Raw genomic sequence first — 16,189 nt, forward strand, 5'->3', positions numbered from 1 at the left:
AGATATGATAAAGATGCCCATGCTGGGCACACACACCGTGTATAATTAATGGCTAGTTTTAGCTTGCTTACGAAAATCCTCGCGGATTTTCTATTCCGTTTGTATTTGCTAAATTAGGTGCTTAAACACGCCACTAATTATACACATCAACGTTCTCGGTAAGCAAAAGAAAAAAAATGACCACACTAAAAGATAAAGTTGAATGGCATATAGATAATGGAAGTCCTGAAGATTTAAGCAGGATGATAATTGAACTATACGAAAAAAACAACCAAGAAGCTTTATCTCATGTAATCATGCTTTCATTATGTGATTTTGGTGGAATCACTCAAAAAATGGAATATCAGAATATCGCAGCATTAGGAACATTGCATTGGGGTATTGAAGGATTGCAAGAATTGACGAAAGCTACGATAGAAAAAGGTGGTTTTAGGGCTTTAAATAATATTTCGAGGTTGATTAGTCATATTTCAAGTAGAACTCTAAATGATTTCCTTTTCTCGAAATTTAATTTCGAATCAATTAAGAAATTGGAATTGGAATCTGATAATTACAAAAATACTGAATGGGTAAAAACAGCTAAAGAATGTTTAATTACATTGGCAAGAGAAGCGGAAAAAGATGATAAATTTCCGATTGGATTAATGCAGAATCTTGGATTTTCAATAAATGAACAAGCTCAAGAACACATGTTTGCGGCATTAATGGCAAGGTGGTTCAACTTAGATAGGCATGGCATAGAGAATTATTTAGAACTTGTAAATCTAATCGGCAAAGATGAAATCGACTATCAAAATTACTTAAAAAAGAACCCATACATTCTTGAACCATTTCATTCACAAATATGGTCAAAGCCAAGATTTGGAGAATCCTTAATTCCTGATTTTTTAATTCGCTCAATGGACGATTCATATACAGTTGTTGAAATAGAAAAAGCAGATTTTCAAATAATGACAAAGGCTGGAGAGTTATCTTCTAAAGCCACTCATGCTAAAAGACAAGCTCTTGATTTCAGAGATTGGGCAATCAATAATAATCTATATGCCATCAAAAGATTTCCTGAAATTTACAGACCATTTTGTCTTGTTGTTATTGGTAGAGAATCTGAATTAGATGAAATGCAAACTTTACGTTTAAAACAAGAAAATGAATCAACACAGGGAATATTGAAAATAGTTGGATTCGATTGGTTGTACAAAAGAGCAAAAGCCACTTTCGATAATATCGTAAATTATGGGTTTGAAAGAGATAAATATAACGAAACAATAGAAGAAGAATGAAGCCAGCCGAGAACAAAGCATACAACGGTCATGTCGGCTAAACGCCGCCACGCCGTGTATGCGGGACGTTGGCAATAATGTGAATAAACTCAAGAACAATCATTGAATGAAAGTACTTCTAGATACTAACATAATTATTCACAGAGAAGCCAACAGAGTAGTAGAACACGCAATTGGACAACTTTTCAATTGGATTGATAAATTGCATTATGAAAAATACATTCATCCAATTACAATCTCTGAAATTGATTCTTACCAAAACAAACAAGTAGTTGCAGCTTTTGCAATAAAATTAGATAGCTATAATAGAATTAGACATCAACTTCCATTTTCGGAAAATGTACAAAGAGTAAGTACAGAATTTGATGTTAATGACAATGACATTAATGACACTCATCTATTAAACGAAATCTATGAGAGAAGGATAGATTTATTAATAACGCAGGACAAAAAAATACATGCCAAAGCTTCTAAACTTGGACTTTCAGACAAAGTATTTAAAATTCAATCATTTCTCGAAAAGGCCACATCTGAAAACCCTGAATTAGTTCAATACAATGTCCTTGCTGTTAAAAAAGCTGACTTTGCAGAAGTTGACATTAATGACAACTTTTTTGATAGTTTCCGAGAAGACTATAATGAATTTAATAATTGGTTTAAATCAAAATTTGATAAAGTTTGTTATGTATGTTACAGCGACAATAACTTAACTGCATTTCTTTACATAAAAGTTGAGGAAAAAACGGAAAACTACTCTGAAATAAAACCAACATTTGATAAGAAAAAAAGACTGAAAATTGGAACCTTAAAAGTAATTAGCAATGGATATAAAATTGGGGAAAGATTCTTGAAAATTGTCTTTGATAATGCTATTCAATATAAAGTTGATGAAATATATGTTACGATATTTGATAAAAGACCAGAGCAAGGACAGTTAATAGAAATGCTTAAAGGTTGGGGATTCAGAGAACACGGAATAAAATCCACTAAAAATGGAGATGAAATCGTTTTAACAAGACCTTTTGGAAAATCACAACCAATTAACATTAACAAACCAAAACTAACTTTTCCATTCTTTTCTAGAAATACAAGAAAATACATAATCAAAATAGAACCTGAATATCACACGGAATTATTTCCCGATAGTATTAATACAAGAGAAGATGAGACTAAATATACAGAAAACGAACCACATCGTAATAGAATTGGCAAGGTGTATATCTCACATTCTCAAGACAGACATCTTCTAGCAGGAGATATTGTAATTATTTACAGAATGGGAGACACAAAGCCAAAAAAATATTCAAGTACTGTAACATCAATATGCATTGTAGAGGAAGTTATCGATGGATTTTCAGACTTTGACGAATTCTATAAGGCTTGCTATAGAAGAACAATGATTAAAAAGGCAGATTTAGAGAAAGACTGGTGGAATAAATATCCCAAATATAGACCTTTTGTAATAAAATTTCTTTATGCTCACTCTTTTCCGACGCCAAAGCCAACACTCAATGATTTGAACAGAATTGGCATAATTCCTGACATCATGAATATGCCACGTGGATTTATAGAATTAAATAACAATCAATTTAACAAATTAGTTAATTTTGCTTACAACCGAAAATAATATATGAAAGTCGTTTTATCAATTAAACCAGAATATGCCTTTAAGATTTTTGATGGCTCTAAAAAATTTGAATTTAGAAAAACCATATTTAAAAATAATAACGTAAAATCAATAATAGTTTATGCATCATCGCCAGTGCAAAAAGTAATTGGCGAATTTGAAATCGGTAAAATCTTCAATAATGACCTCGAAACACTTTGGAACTTGACAAAAGAACATTCGGGAATTTCAGAAGATTTTTTTTATGATTATTTTTCGGAAAGAGAAAAAGGGTTCGCTATTCAAGTTAAGAACATGAAAAAATATAAAGTACCTAAATGCTTAAAAACAGATTTTAATTTACATCCTCCACAATCTTTTGCATACGTGAAATAAAATACTATTGTCAAAACCATGTATATAATTAATTGTTTGGTTGTAATCTACATAAGAAAATCCTTCCGGATTTTCTATTCGGTTCTTATTTCTTAAATCACATGCTAAACCACTCAACTAAGCATTGACAATGACGTTCCCACCAATGTACTAAATCTGTAAAAACTTTATTAGGAAATTATCACAAAAATTGGGGACTGTTGGGCTCAACAGACCAAAAAAGTACTGGTAATAGAAAATGAAGCTTTTACTTCAGGAGAGGGCGAAGTGGATCCTAGAAAACTTATAGAAGACTTTATCATTTACCCCAATCCAACCAGTGGGGAATTCATTGCCGATATAACCCTATCTGAAAGAGGAAACATAAGCATCAAAATCTTCAACTTCACCAACAACGCCCTAATGGCTTCTCAAAAAGCCAGAGGGGAATCTTCCTATACCATTCCTTTTGATATCTCTGGATTGCCCTCTGGGGTATATGCAGTTCTGCTGGAGACCCCATTTGGCAATTCCCTAAGAAAAGTAATCCTAAAATAAAATATTCAAAAGAAGAGATAAGGACCGATTTTTTTCCTGTCAAGTTTTACATGTTGTAACTATAGTTGTATATCCCTATATGGTTGTTTAAACAGGGAAAATCATATAGTTGGATATATTATAACCCTGTTTAAAAGAAGTGGAATCCAAAATTTAAGGCCAATGCAACCAATTCTAGTATTGATTTGAAAAGGCCCAAAAAATAAGGCCCTAATTAGGGATGCCCCAAAAAATGTAGGAAAGAACTCTAAAATTCATGAATTTTAGAGTTCTTTTTTTACTAATCCGCAACAATCCATTTTCCTTAAGATATATTTAACGATTGTATGTTCTATGCTTTTAACTCGGCCGGGCATGCAATTAAAAACAATTAACTAACTAAAAAATTTATTTATGAAGATTACACTAGGTAAATGCCTATTGCTGGCGGGAGCATTTTTATGTTTCGGTCTGGCGGGGGCACAAACAGTGACAGGAAATGTTTCGGATGGATCCGGACCCTTGCCTGGGGCGAACGTGTTGGTAAAAGGTACAACCAACGGAACCCAAACAGATTTTGACGGTAACTACACATTGGACAATGTAAGTAGTAATGCCACCTTGGTTTTCAGTTATATTGGTTTCAAAACCATGGAAATTGGTGTAAACGGAAGAACAACAGTTGACGCCGTTATGGAAGAAGATGCCAGCGAACTGGAAGAAGTGGTATTGATCGGTTACGGTAGTCAGCGAAAATCGGATCTTACCGGTGCCGTAGGGCAAGTAGACGCCGATCAGCTTCAGGAACGTCCTGCCACATCCCTAAATCAAGCCTTATCAGGTAAGATTGCCGGGGTGCAGGTGAACACCAACTCGGGTCGCCCAGGTGGTAAATCCAACATTAGGGTTAGGGGTTTTAGTTCTATAAACTCTTCCAATAACCCGCTATATGTTATAGATGGGGTTCAGTTACCTCAAGGTAATCAAGCTAACTTTAGTTCGGCTATTGATTATCTAAACCCGAATGATGTAGTGTCTATTGAAGTATTAAAAGATGCTTCCTCAACTGCTATCTACGGTGCTCGTGGTGCCAATGGTGTTATTCTGGTGACCACTAAAAGAGGTCGCGCTGGACAAGGTAGGGTTACTTACGATGTGGAGTACAGTGTAAACCAATTTGGTCCCAATAGGGCCAAGGTTTTGAATTCCGAGCAATATGCCATGATAGAACAACTTTCATGGGAAAACACCCAGAAATTTGATCCTGCTGGATGGGCTGCTGGGAACTATGCACAGTACGAGCCAAGACTAAAAAGAGCAAATCCCAATGTGGCTTATTTGTTTGATAGTGACGGCAAGGCAATCTATGATACGGATTGGTCCAAAGAAGTGGTACAACATAAATTATCACAAAACCATCAGGTTGGTTTTTCAGGGGGTAATGAAAGAACAACATATGCCATCTCCCTTGGTATTAGGGATGAACAAGGTCTTTTGAAAAACACATATCTAAAGCGCTATTCAGGACGTTTTTCTATTGATGATCAGATTAAGACCTGGTTAAAGATCGGAGGTTCCTTAAGCTATAATAACCAGACAGAGAATTTGGCCGATACCAATGACCAAGTTCCACGTAGAATGGTGGAAGATTATCCTTTTTACCCCGCTCCTTTTCATACGGGAGGCCCCTTGGAAGGCTTATATGCCAATAACAGAGACTATCCCTATGCAGAAGGTACCCGAAATTCCGTGAACTGGCTAGATAATAATGAGTATATCTTAAATACCCAGACAACGGCCGGAAGTTTTTATACCAATCTTAACTTTACCAAAGAACTGGAAATGAGAACTGTAATCGGTGCCAATATCCTTACCCAGGAAAACAATGAATTCCGAAACAGTGTACTGGACAACAATGCGGTAGCAAGAGCTCAAGCAAGCAACGAAAAGCAGACATTTTGGTCTATTGAAAACTACTTGACCTATAATAAGGAAATCAACGAGAACAATTCCTTGACCGCTTTATTGGGGGTGTCTTGGCAACAATCCAATGAGTTCTTTGTAAATGCTGATTCCAGAAACTTCCCTACAGATTTCTTTCAATATAACAACCTGGGTGCAGGATCGGATAATATAGCAGTACAATCCAATGCAAACAGGGAAGCATTGAATTCCTATTTTGGACGATTGAATTATAATCTCTATGGCAAGTATCTATTTACGGTTACGGGTAGGGCAGATGGTTCCTCAAAATTTGGAGACAACAATAAGTTTTCCTTTTTCCCCTCAGCAGCAGTTGCCTGGAGGATTTCGGACGAGGATTTTCTTGTAGACAATGCCCTTATTTCCAATCTAAAACTTAGGACCAGTTATGGGGTTACAGGTAACTCTGAAATACCACCCTATTCTTCCTTGTCTCTTTTAAGCTCTAACTACGCTACCATATGGAACGATAGCCGTGTTGGTGGAACCGGTCTAAATAGATTGGCGAATCCAGATTTGAAATGGGAAAAGACCGCGCAGTATGATGTTGGATTAGAATTAGGTTTATTTGACAATAGAATTAGCTTGGAAGCTGATTATTACTACAGGAAAACCACAGATATGCTTTTGGATGCCCCTGTACCACAATCCAGTGGGTATGCTACCATTAGGAGAAATGTAGGGTCCATGGAGAACAAAGGTCTTGAACTAGGGCTTTCCACTAAGAACATAGCCACGGCAAATGTAACATGGAATACCAACTTTAATATTTCCATGAACAGAAATAAAGTACTTTCCTTGGCTACACCATCGGATATCTTTGGTGTTGGTGGACCTGGAATAACCAACGAAACCAGTATTATTAGGGTAGGTGAGCCAGTAGGTGCCTTCTGGGGCCTTACCCGTTTGGGTACTTGGGGTACAGATGAGGCCGCTGAAGCCGCTAAATTTGTTAGTTATAGAAACGGACTTACCATTTTACCTGGAGATATAAAGTATAAGGATTTTAATGGGGATTATATTATTAATGATGAGGATAGGTCCATTATAGGAAACGGTTACCCAACAGCATGGGGAACACTTACCAACTATGTTTCCTATAAGAACATAGATTTTACCTTGGAACTTCAATATTCATGGGGTAACGATGTCATGGATATGAACCTTCACTCCAGTGAGGATAGGCAGGCGCTTGCCAATAGTTACACTACAGTATTGGATGCCTGGACTCCTGATAATCAAGACACCATGATTGCCCAAGTTAGGGATACACGTGCTGGTTATGTGACCAATGTGGATTCGCATTGGGTAAAGGATGGTTCCTTTGTTCGTGGAAGGAATATTATGTTAGGATATACTTTTGATCAAAATTTGGTTGAGAGTATGCATTTGAATAAATTGAGACTGTATGCTTCGGCACAAAATTTCTTTTTGTTGGTGAATGATGAACTACTTGGAGATCCCGAGGTAACCCCTATTCGTGGTGGTGAGGGCAACAATGTCTTCTCTCAAGGAATGAAGTGGCATGAATATCCCAAATCGACAACATTCGTTATTGGTCTGCAAGTCGGTCTGTAATTAATAAAATTTAAAATAAGATATTATGAAATTTGATATAACAAAACACATTGGAAAGTTTTACCTCTGTTCGCTAATGTTGCTTACAACAGTGGGTTGTTCCGATTTTTTGGATGAATCCGATCCATCAAATCTAACGCCGGACAGTTTTTACACTACGGCCAAACATGCCGAATCGGCTATTGCTGCTGTATATGCGGATGCTAGGTTTGTGGGTGATGGTGCGGGAATCTTCTCGTCTAACTGGCAATTATTGGAAGCGGTTACAGGTACGTCTACCACGCAGACGGCCCAGAACTCAGATTTGAACAACTTGTATTCCCTTTCCTACGATGCAAATACATTACATATCAGGAATTGGTGGAGAGGAGTTTACAAACTTATTGCCAATGCCAATTTGGTACTAGAAAATGTCCCCGGTATTGATATGGATGAGGCGCAAAAGAACAAGGTCTTGGGAGAGGCACGATTTTTTAGGGCCTGGGGTTATTTTTATGCAGTTAGACTTTGGGGTGATGTTCCTCTAATTACCTTGCCGCAGAGCGCAACGTCTGAAGATTTTAATCCTACCCGTAGTCCACAGAGTGCGGTCTACGATCAAATTGTGGCCGATCTGTTGGCTGCTGAAGGTGCAGGATTATCATGGACTGATGACAGTGGCAGGGTATCCCAAGCTGCGGTAAAATCTTTATTGGCCAAGGTGTATCTTACCATGGCGGGAAGTCCGTTAAATGAAACGGCCCGCTATGCCGATGCCGCCAGTAAGGCCAAAGAGGTAATCGACAATGCTGGAACATTAGGTCTTTTTGATACCTACGGCGAGGTTCACGATGAAAATTTGGAGAACATGGTTGAACATGTTTTCAGCCTACAATACAATGATGAGGTGGCAGGAAACCCTATGGGCAATATGTTCCCTAATTTCCAACCAGTAACCTATAGAGGACCATCCGGAACGGGAAGTACCGTACCCGAAATTGAGTTTTATAACTCCTATGAGGCCGGTGATCTAAGGACAGTCGACCGTGAAGGCTGGTTTTACAGCAGTTACTATACCAATGGTAGTGGTGAACTTTTTGATTTGGGTGCCCCTTATATATTCAAGCACTTCAACGTTACTGCCAACGGAACCTTTGGTGTTCCGGGTACTGCAAAGGACAACCTGAATATGCCGATAATTCGCTTTGCCGAGGTGCTATTGATCTATGCGGAGGCTTCCAATGAGGCAACAGGTCCCAATCAGGATGCGGTTGATGCCTTGACTAGGATAAGGGATCGTGCCGAGTTGACAACCCCTCTTCTAGGAGCTTTCACCCAAGCTTCCTTAAGGGAGGCCGTATGGAAGGAAAGATGGCATGAGCTGTGCTATGAGCAGATTACATGGTTCGATATGGTGCGCCTTAGAAAAGTGTTGAACAGTGAAACCGGTACTTTTGATGATTTTGTAGGACATGTTAACCTTAGTTCGGATCAGACGCTGCAGGAGAAACATTTGTTGTTCCCTCTTCCTGAACAGGAAATGATCAACAATCCAAATTTAACACCACAGAACCCTGGTTATAATTAATAAACCCTATGGCTATATGGTTTGACAATTTTGTTTGAGTTAATTAGTTTTTGTAATTTTAAAAGGCAGTATCCTCACGGATACTGCCTTTTTGTTTTGCTTAAGATTTGGAAAAATATACTGTGGGCATGGCTAATAAACAAAGGCCCTATATTGGCTTAAATATTGTCTACAGCTCATTGTGTTCTAGTCTCTTTGCACCTTATATATGATCATATTATGATACTAGATTCTTTTTGCCAAATGGGTCCATTATTAAAAGGCAGTAATATCTGGCCTGAGCGCAAAGTATTAATATATCCACCATTGGTCGTAGGACCAACAGCTAACACTAAAATGCACAAGATAACGTGCTACCCTATCTTTTTTAGTTTATAAGAAGGTAGTTTCGGAGATTTGCTTTTAATTTCAAAAGCGTTATTAAGTTCATTGATAAAGTTGGAAGGAAGAATACCCAATCGCTTTTTAAAAGCGGCATTAAAGGTGTTCAAGTTGTTGTATCCTAGGGAAAAGGCAATATAACTTAATTTGCTGTTTCTGAACTCTATATCCTTTAGTAATTTTGGGAGTAAATAGTTTATTCTTAGTTCGTTGATATAGTTATTGAAATTTGATTTTTTTTCTTGATTTATGACCTGGGATAGGTATTTGGGATTGGTTTTTAGTTGTTCCGAAAGTTGATGTAAATTACAATTTGGATCTAAGAAAAAACTTTCCTTTTCCAATTTATCCAATTTGGTCAGAATAATATTCTTAATATCCTTATCTATTCTAGGTTGTGTTTTAGGGATATCCGCACTTTTTCTTTCAACGGACCATTGGGTTTCCATATTTTGGAACCCACTTATTTTTTCGCTCATTCTTAGCTGTATTTCCGCCAGATCTATAGTTCTTAGCAATAGTAGTCTATTTTTCTTCCTTACTTTAAGGTAAGAATAAATGGAAATAGTACTAATAATAAAAAGTAAAATGAGTACAATGATAATGGCCCGGAACTTTGCCCTCTGGGCTTGATTTTCCAATTCCAATATTTTTTTATTCTGCAATACCTCCTTTATTTTTCTTTTAGTCTCCAGAATAATGATCTTTTGTTCCTTTTCATTGGTAAACAATGAATCGTTTATGGCCTTATATAGGGATTTATAATCATTGGACTTCGAGATTTGATTGGTTTTTTCATACAGTTGGCCCAAAACATAACTATTTCGTTTTACTACATCAAAAGCATCAATGTTTTCGGCAGCTTCAATGCTTTTTTCATAATTGGATATCGCCTGGGCAGTGTCTTTGGCCTGCAAATATAATTCCGCCTGTACGGTAAGTGCCCGTGGTATCCTAAAAAGGTAATTATTTTCAAAATTAATTTCCAAGGCCTTTGAAATGTGGGTCAATGCCTTTTCGTGTTCCCCTATGGACATGTAAATATTGGCCATATTGCTGTGTACGGATGCCAATATGTAGCTCCCGGCAGGAGGGAGTTTTTTTTCTATTTCCAGGAAAAATGCATAAATTTTCAGGGCTCCCTTAGGGTCGTTCAATTTCGCCGTCATACGGGCAATTTCATCTATTTTGGGGTAGATATATTGCGTTTTTTTGAGTTTAAGGATGTAGTGTAGTCCTTTTAAGCAATAACTTAGGGATTTTGAATAGTTCTCTATTCTGAGGTAATAATGGGATAAAGCGGAATTGGCCTTCATCAAAAGATAATCGTTTTTGCTTTTTTCTGCGCTATCCAATAGTCTAAGACCCGTTTCCAATGCTCTGTCATACTCCCCTCGCTCCGAATAGATGTATGACTTTAGAGTCATAATATCAGCATAGATTTCTGGGTATGTTGCAGCGCCAACTACTTTTTGAGTTTCAAGGACCATTTTCATGGACTCCTCAAAATCACCTAGGACAAACAAGAAATAGGCCCTGTTGTAGTTCGCCTTGAGTACTCCTTCCTTATATGCCAATTTCTCCGACAGGACCATGGCCTGATCGTTATATTTGTTGGCCATTTCGGCAGATTTATAAATGTAGGCAGTGTATAAGCTTAGTAAGGTTAACACTTTTTCCTTGCCTTGGGCATATTCATTTTTGTCGAGCAAAAACTCAATATCTAAAAAATCCTCCTTGTAGCTATCCTTATTTTTTACAAGACTATGTACTGCATTTAAATAGGAGTCTACGGAATCTACAGGGGTTTCATTTGCGCTTAAAGTATTAAACAGAAAAAATAGAATAATAAAAACTGTAGTTTTGGTTAAGTTATTCATGGTTTATTTTTTTTATACTAATTGCATTTGGGGGATTTTGATTGTAAAAGACCCTTGTCTTCAATTTTGCGTTTATAATGGGACCGCCTTGGAGGTGGAACAATTAAAGCCTAAAATAGAATTGGGCCTTTTATAACAAAAGGCAATATAGTATTGATAAATATAGTAATAGATATTTAAATATAATATAAATATAAAGATAGGTCTGTATTAATTATGCAAAGGTTTGCACAAACTCCTATTGGGATAAAATGGGAGTCTTGGTCTCGAAGTCAATGATATCTTGTATATAATTGGTTGACCGAGCCCTTTTTTTAACATATTTAGGAACCCATTATAGTTAACCCAGTCCCTAATCCCGCCACATATCTTTGTTATAGATAGCTATTAAATGGGTCCTGATATTAAAGGAGGTTTCCAAACTATCTCGGTCCAACTGCACCATCATGGCCTGGGAAGGGGTGGTGGGCATATGGCAGGTAATACAATTATTGGCCTTTATATGCTTATCCATCACTGTATTGGAACAGACCGTTTCCCCTTCTGTATGGCAGCTTATACATTTACTATTAAAATAATCGGTATTCCCCCTTTCTTTCCTATGGGGGTCGTGGCAGGTGCTGCAATCCATAGTTGCCGTTTGTTTAAAACATTCACTAATGGTTAGAAGGCCGTATTGATTGCCATGAACGTCCAACTTTTGATCTGGGTTACTGTTGTCCACATTTTTGGTATATTGGTTCAGGTCCTCCCCCGGAAAATAAGAAAAAGAATTTCCTTTCAAGACAATGCTTCTTGGTCCTGAATGGCATTGGGCACATAGATCCAAGCGCTGTTGGCGGTTTAGATCCTCTATTTTTAGGGTAAATTTGGCCTCCATTGCCTCGGGATTCTCCCTGTGAAATATTACATGCTTGGCAGACGGGCCGTGGCAACGCTCACAATCTATCCCGTAAATCATTTGAGATTTGTCAAACCGATTTCCTTTGGGTGACGGTTCTACACTTTTAGCAAAGGTGATATGGCATTTAAGACAGGCATCCCTTATGGGTCTTGGCTCATCGTAATAGGTAGGATATCCCGGACTGTTAACCCAACTGTCCGTAGGAGTATAATAGGAAGCTTGCAATTGATATAATTCGTCATTATCCCAGGTGAGGTACGACTGCCCCCTAACTCCGGATCCAATAACAATATCGAATTTTGAAGGCGCAATTTCGGTGCTCCTATTCTTTATCTTGGTATGTTGATAAAAATATTCCCCATTCTTCAACATTTGAAACTCCACCGCCTTTAGGTCCAAAATATTTGTACCCTCCTTGAAACTTCCCTTAATATTGGATGAATCCGCTATGGCCCCACTATTAAAATGTGCCGTATTCAAATGAGCGTTATAAATGTCCGCATGGCACTCCATACAGGTTTTGGAACCTACAAAATGTTCCCCGTTTCCATGGGTTGCCAGGACTTGGGGATTGAAATATTCCGATTCCTTTGTTCCATTTTTACAATGGAACACCAAAGTAGTTAGCCCCAACAGCATAATAACCATTATGGAATTCCTAAAGAACTTTCTATTGATTATAGCCATATAAAACCCCTGCCCTTTACTTTTCTATATTGAAATAGACCCAACATTTTAGTGTTGGGCCTATCGATAATATCATTTGACTAATTCACCTTGATCATTTGCAGGAAATCATCATTTTTGGCCACCAGCAAATGCTTTTGTCCATTTACGGTAAGGAGTTCCATTCCCCTTACATCACCTACTATTTTAAGGCCGGACTCCATCATGGTCTTGGCCATAAAATTTCCACTGCCATCCCCTTGAAGGTAGAGTCCAAAACTAGCATCTCCCCTGGGCGTTTCCACCTCGGCATTATACAAATTACCTGCCAAGACCACATCCAAGTTTCCGTCCTTGTTGAAATCGTCTACCACAAATTTGTTGATACTTGAAATCTGCGCCAATTGGGGCAATGGCCTTGCGGTAAACACCCCATTATTGTTCTCCAGATAAATACTGGCAAAGGAAGTAATCTCATAGCTCAAGGACTCCTCCAATAATTTGTCCGTGTAAATCTGATTTAAGGTAGCGCTTGCAAACGAGTTATAATCCTGGAACTTCACCTTTATTGCTGGCATTTGTTCTGAAGAACATTGTCTTCCCCGTACAGGGAATTCCGTTTCCCCTTTCTTATAGCTCAGTACTATGTCCGAAGTTTCATTGCTGTCAAAATCATTTAAATACACTTTAAAGGGCGACTTGGAACTGGCCTGATATTTATAGTTTTTACCCAAATTCCCTACTACCAAGTCCAAATCCCCATCATTGTCAAAATCCCCTTTTTCTACCGAGAACCACCAGCCCGAAGTATTGCCTTGAACCAGTTGATCGGATACATCTTCAAAAACACCTTTTACATTCCTATAGAATTTGATGGGCATCCATTCCCCAACGATTACCAAGTCTTCCCATCCGTCATTGTCAAAATCTATCCAGCTTGAAGAGGTTACCAGTCCCAAGGACTTCAACCCTGGAAGTACTTTTTGGGTAGCATCCACAAATTTCACCCCTTCTGGGGTACTTACATTTTCCAAAATATAGGAGTCTGCCGGGTATGGATATTTCTTGGGAACCAATCTTCCACCTACAAACAAGTCCAAATCCCCATCCTTATCATAATCGGATACAGAAACATTGAGCCCACTAATTTTGGTATCCGGAATGGCCTGCTTGTTGCGCTGAAATTTACCATTGCCCAAATTCTCATAAAAGCGATCTTCATAGCCCAAGGAATTGGGTTTAAATTCATTGCCTCCGCTGGCAATATAAAAATCATTGTCCCCATCATTGTCAGCATCAAAAATTACAATTCCAAGATCCTCATAGTACTTATCACCAGCCAGATCTGGAATAACCAATTCAGAAAAATCACCCATGGTATCCTGTATGAAAACAGATACAGGCTGACCTACAGCTCCTCCAACAATATAATCGTCCAATCCGTCCCCATTTAAATCCCCAGTAGCCAGTGAAGGACCCAAGGTAGAATTTTTGTGTGGTAACAGTACTTCTACTTCAAAATCATTGAAAATGTTTTCGGTATGTTTAAAAATATTCGGCGTATCCAATGTTTCAAACTGCGTTGAGCCCTCCGCCTTTATTTTCTGGGAAGAGGCAACCCCAGATTCCCCATACCTAATGGCAAGCCTTTGATTGGCCTTGACTTGATCAAGTTTGGTCGTTGTCCCATTTGGCCAAGCAACCACTATACTATCTACCTGCTTAACTTGCCCCAATCCAAAATGAAGTAAAGGCGTTACGGATGACAGATACCCGCGTACTGTATTGTGCTCTTGAACCTGCAGACCATCAGTTGTATATACGGAGACCTTGCTTCCATTGGGCAGCACCTTCCCCTGACCTTTTAGATCCAAGGTCAATTGATTGCTGCCAGAGGAATTATTGCGGTAAATACTGGCAGTATCTTCCAAATTGTTGATAACCAAGTCCAAATCCCCATCATTGTCCAGATCAGAATAGGCCACCCCATTGGAAAAAGTTTTTTCCTGAAAACCCCATTCTTCCGTCTTCTTGGTAAAAGTTAAGTCCTTATTATTGTGGAATATATAATTGCTCAATTTTTCGGAGGGCAACTCTTCCAAATATTTCAAAAGCCCCACTTCCTCCTCTTTGTTCTTGTAGTTGGGATCCTTCTCCATTTTATTAAAGAACTCCCTATGCTTGGCATAAAAATCCTTGTTATTTACATCCCTACGGATGCCATTGGTAACAAATAGATCCTTCCATCCATCATTATCAAAATCGGCCATAAGTCCGCCCCAACTCCAATCGGTAGAGGAAACCCCGGCCATTCTGGCCACATTACTGAACAAGGGTAGCTCACCAGCACTATTTCCATTATTCATTTGCAGGGAATTCTGCATGTATTGGTGGTGAAGACCAACATTAACAGATTTATAAAAAGCTGCAGGGTCCATGGAAGACATATTGGCCTTAGATCTAAAGTTGTCTTCGGCGGACATATCCAATTGAAAAATGTCCATGAATCCATCGTTATTGAAATCTGCAATATCAGCACCCATTCCAAAGAAGGAGATTTGTTGTAAACTGGTATTGATCTGATTGGTAAAAGTTCCGTCCTGGTTATTGATAAACAAAAAATCGGGGGCATTGAAATCGTTGGATACAAAGATATCCGTATAGCCGTCATTGTTAACATCCGATGCCACAACACCCAAACTAAGCCCAAAGGAACTTAATCCCGCTTCCACGGTAACATCTGTAAACTTGCCATTGTCATTGCGATATAGTCTGTCGGAATCCTTTATTTCATGATTGTCCAGCATATATTGATAATATTCCACCGGAGCTGTAAAGCTTGTAGGAGGATAATTAATGACGTATAAATCCAGATCTCCGTCCTTGTCATAGTCAAAAAAGGTAGACTGCATACTAATCCCATCACAGTCAATTCCGTATTCCGCTGCCTTTTCGATAAAGGTGTTATCTTGATTATTAATGTACAGCACATTATTATTAGGGCCATTTTTTCCGCCTACAGAGCAATAGATATCCAAATACCCATCCTGATTGATATCTACAAAAGTGGTTCCGGAATACCAACGTTCGTCACCCGTTATTCCAGCACTTTCAGAAATATCCTCAAACTCAAGATTTCCCTTGTTCAAATACAGCTTATTGGCTACCATATTACCTGTGAAAAAGATATCCTCTAGTCCATCATTATTTACATCACCCACTGAAACGCCTCCCCCGAGATACATGTAAGGGTAGGTAAAATAGTTATACTTATGGGTTTCTGTAAGTTTATTTTTAAAATCTACACCGGTCTTGGCAGCGTCCAATTTGGAAAACAATTGTGTTGACTTTGGTTCACAGGATACTACCAACAGTGCCAAAAAAATAAAATAAATAAATTTCTTCATCATAAATCTGAATTGACATAATACT

At 38.1% G+C, this 16,189-nt stretch carries 9 protein-coding genes; 6 read left to right on the top strand and 3 right to left on the bottom strand.

Translation table 11 applies throughout. The annotated features are described in order from the left end of the window. Nucleotides 1-176 precede the first annotated feature (176 nt). The 6 genes from U735_RS0120730 to U735_RS0120755 all read left to right on the top strand — a co-directional run bounded on the left by U735_RS0120730 (nt 177) and on the right by U735_RS0120755 (nt 8,926). A complete protein-coding gene (locus tag U735_RS0120730; protein WP_031445653.1) occupies nt 177-1,280 on the top strand; it encodes a Shedu anti-phage system protein SduA domain-containing protein in 1,104 nt (367 codons plus the stop codon). Nucleotides 1,281-1,386: 106 nt separating this feature from the next. Continuing rightward, on the top strand, nt 1,387-2,907 hold the full coding sequence (locus tag U735_RS0120735) for a PIN domain-containing protein (RefSeq protein ID WP_031445654.1): 1,521 nt from the start codon (nt 1,387-1,389) through the stop codon (nt 2,905-2,907). A 3-nt stretch (nt 2,908-2,910) separates the two neighbouring features. Then, complete coding sequence (locus U735_RS0120740; RefSeq protein ID WP_031445655.1) at nt 2,911-3,282, top strand: hypothetical protein; 372 nt, start codon at nt 2,911-2,913, stop codon at nt 3,280-3,282. Between the two features lie 267 nt (nt 3,283-3,549). Next, entirely contained in the window at nt 3,550-3,819 is a 270-nt protein-coding gene (locus U735_RS0120745; RefSeq protein ID WP_031445656.1) for a T9SS type A sorting domain-containing protein, read from the top strand. Nucleotides 3,820-4,212: 393 nt separating this feature from the next. Beyond that, the gene (locus U735_RS0120750) at nt 4,213-7,359 is read left to right on the top strand and encodes a SusC/RagA family TonB-linked outer membrane protein (RefSeq protein WP_051892265.1); all 3,147 of its coding nucleotides are present in this window, start codon (nt 4,213-4,215) and stop codon (nt 7,357-7,359) included. 25 nt (nt 7,360-7,384) lie between these two features. Further along, on the top strand, nt 7,385-8,926 hold the full coding sequence (locus U735_RS0120755; RefSeq protein WP_031445658.1) for a RagB/SusD family nutrient uptake outer membrane protein: 1,542 nt from the start codon (nt 7,385-7,387) through the stop codon (nt 8,924-8,926). 353 nt (nt 8,927-9,279) lie between these two features. On the opposite strand, the gene U735_RS0120760 is transcribed toward U735_RS0120755, so the two are convergent. From U735_RS0120760 to U735_RS0120775, 3 genes are all read right to left on the bottom strand, one after another. Next, entirely contained in the window at nt 9,280-11,187 is a 1,908-nt protein-coding gene (locus tag U735_RS0120760) for an AraC family transcriptional regulator (protein ID WP_031445659.1), read from the bottom strand. A gap of 352 nt (nt 11,188-11,539) precedes the next feature. Continuing rightward, the gene (locus U735_RS0120770; protein WP_031445660.1) at nt 11,540-12,778 is read right to left on the bottom strand and encodes a multiheme c-type cytochrome; all 1,239 of its coding nucleotides are present in this window, start codon (nt 12,776-12,778) and stop codon (nt 11,540-11,542) included. Nucleotides 12,779-12,858: 80 nt separating this feature from the next. Beyond that, nucleotides 12,859-16,167 carry a VCBS repeat-containing protein gene (locus tag U735_RS0120775; protein WP_232233296.1) on the bottom strand — a complete coding sequence of 1,103 codons (3,309 nt, stop codon included), beginning with the start codon at nt 16,165-16,167 and terminating at the stop codon, nt 12,859-12,861. Between the last annotated feature and the right edge of the window lie 22 nt (nt 16,168-16,189).

Origin of the sequence: Arenibacter algicola, assembly GCF_000733925.1 — a bacterium.
Classification (GTDB): Bacteria; Bacteroidota; Bacteroidia; order Flavobacteriales; family Flavobacteriaceae; genus Arenibacter; species Arenibacter algicola.

Excerpts from the sequence above, each read along its gene's own strand:
- U735_RS0120730 (WP_031445653.1), top strand. The coding sequence starts at position 177 with ATGACCACACTAAAAGATAAAGTTGAATGGCATATAGATAATGGAAGT.
- U735_RS0120735 (WP_031445654.1), top strand. The coding sequence starts at position 1,387 with ATGAAAGTACTTCTAGATACTAACATAATTATTCACAGAGAAGCCAAC.
- U735_RS0120740 (WP_031445655.1), top strand. The coding sequence starts at position 2,911 with ATGAAAGTCGTTTTATCAATTAAACCAGAATATGCCTTTAAGATTTTT.
- U735_RS0120750 (WP_051892265.1), top strand. The coding sequence starts at position 4,213 with ATGAAGATTACACTAGGTAAATGCCTATTGCTGGCGGGAGCATTTTTA.
- U735_RS0120755 (WP_031445658.1), top strand. The coding sequence starts at position 7,385 with ATGAAATTTGATATAACAAAACACATTGGAAAGTTTTACCTCTGTTCG.
- U735_RS0120760 (WP_031445659.1), bottom strand. The coding sequence starts at position 11,187 with ATGAATAACTTAACCAAAACTACAGTTTTTATTATTCTATTTTTTCTG.
- U735_RS0120770 (WP_031445660.1), bottom strand. The coding sequence starts at position 12,778 with ATGGCTATAATCAATAGAAAGTTCTTTAGGAATTCCATAATGGTTATT.
- U735_RS0120775 (WP_232233296.1), bottom strand. The coding sequence starts at position 16,167 with ATGATGAAGAAATTTATTTATTTTATTTTTTTGGCACTGTTGGTAGTA.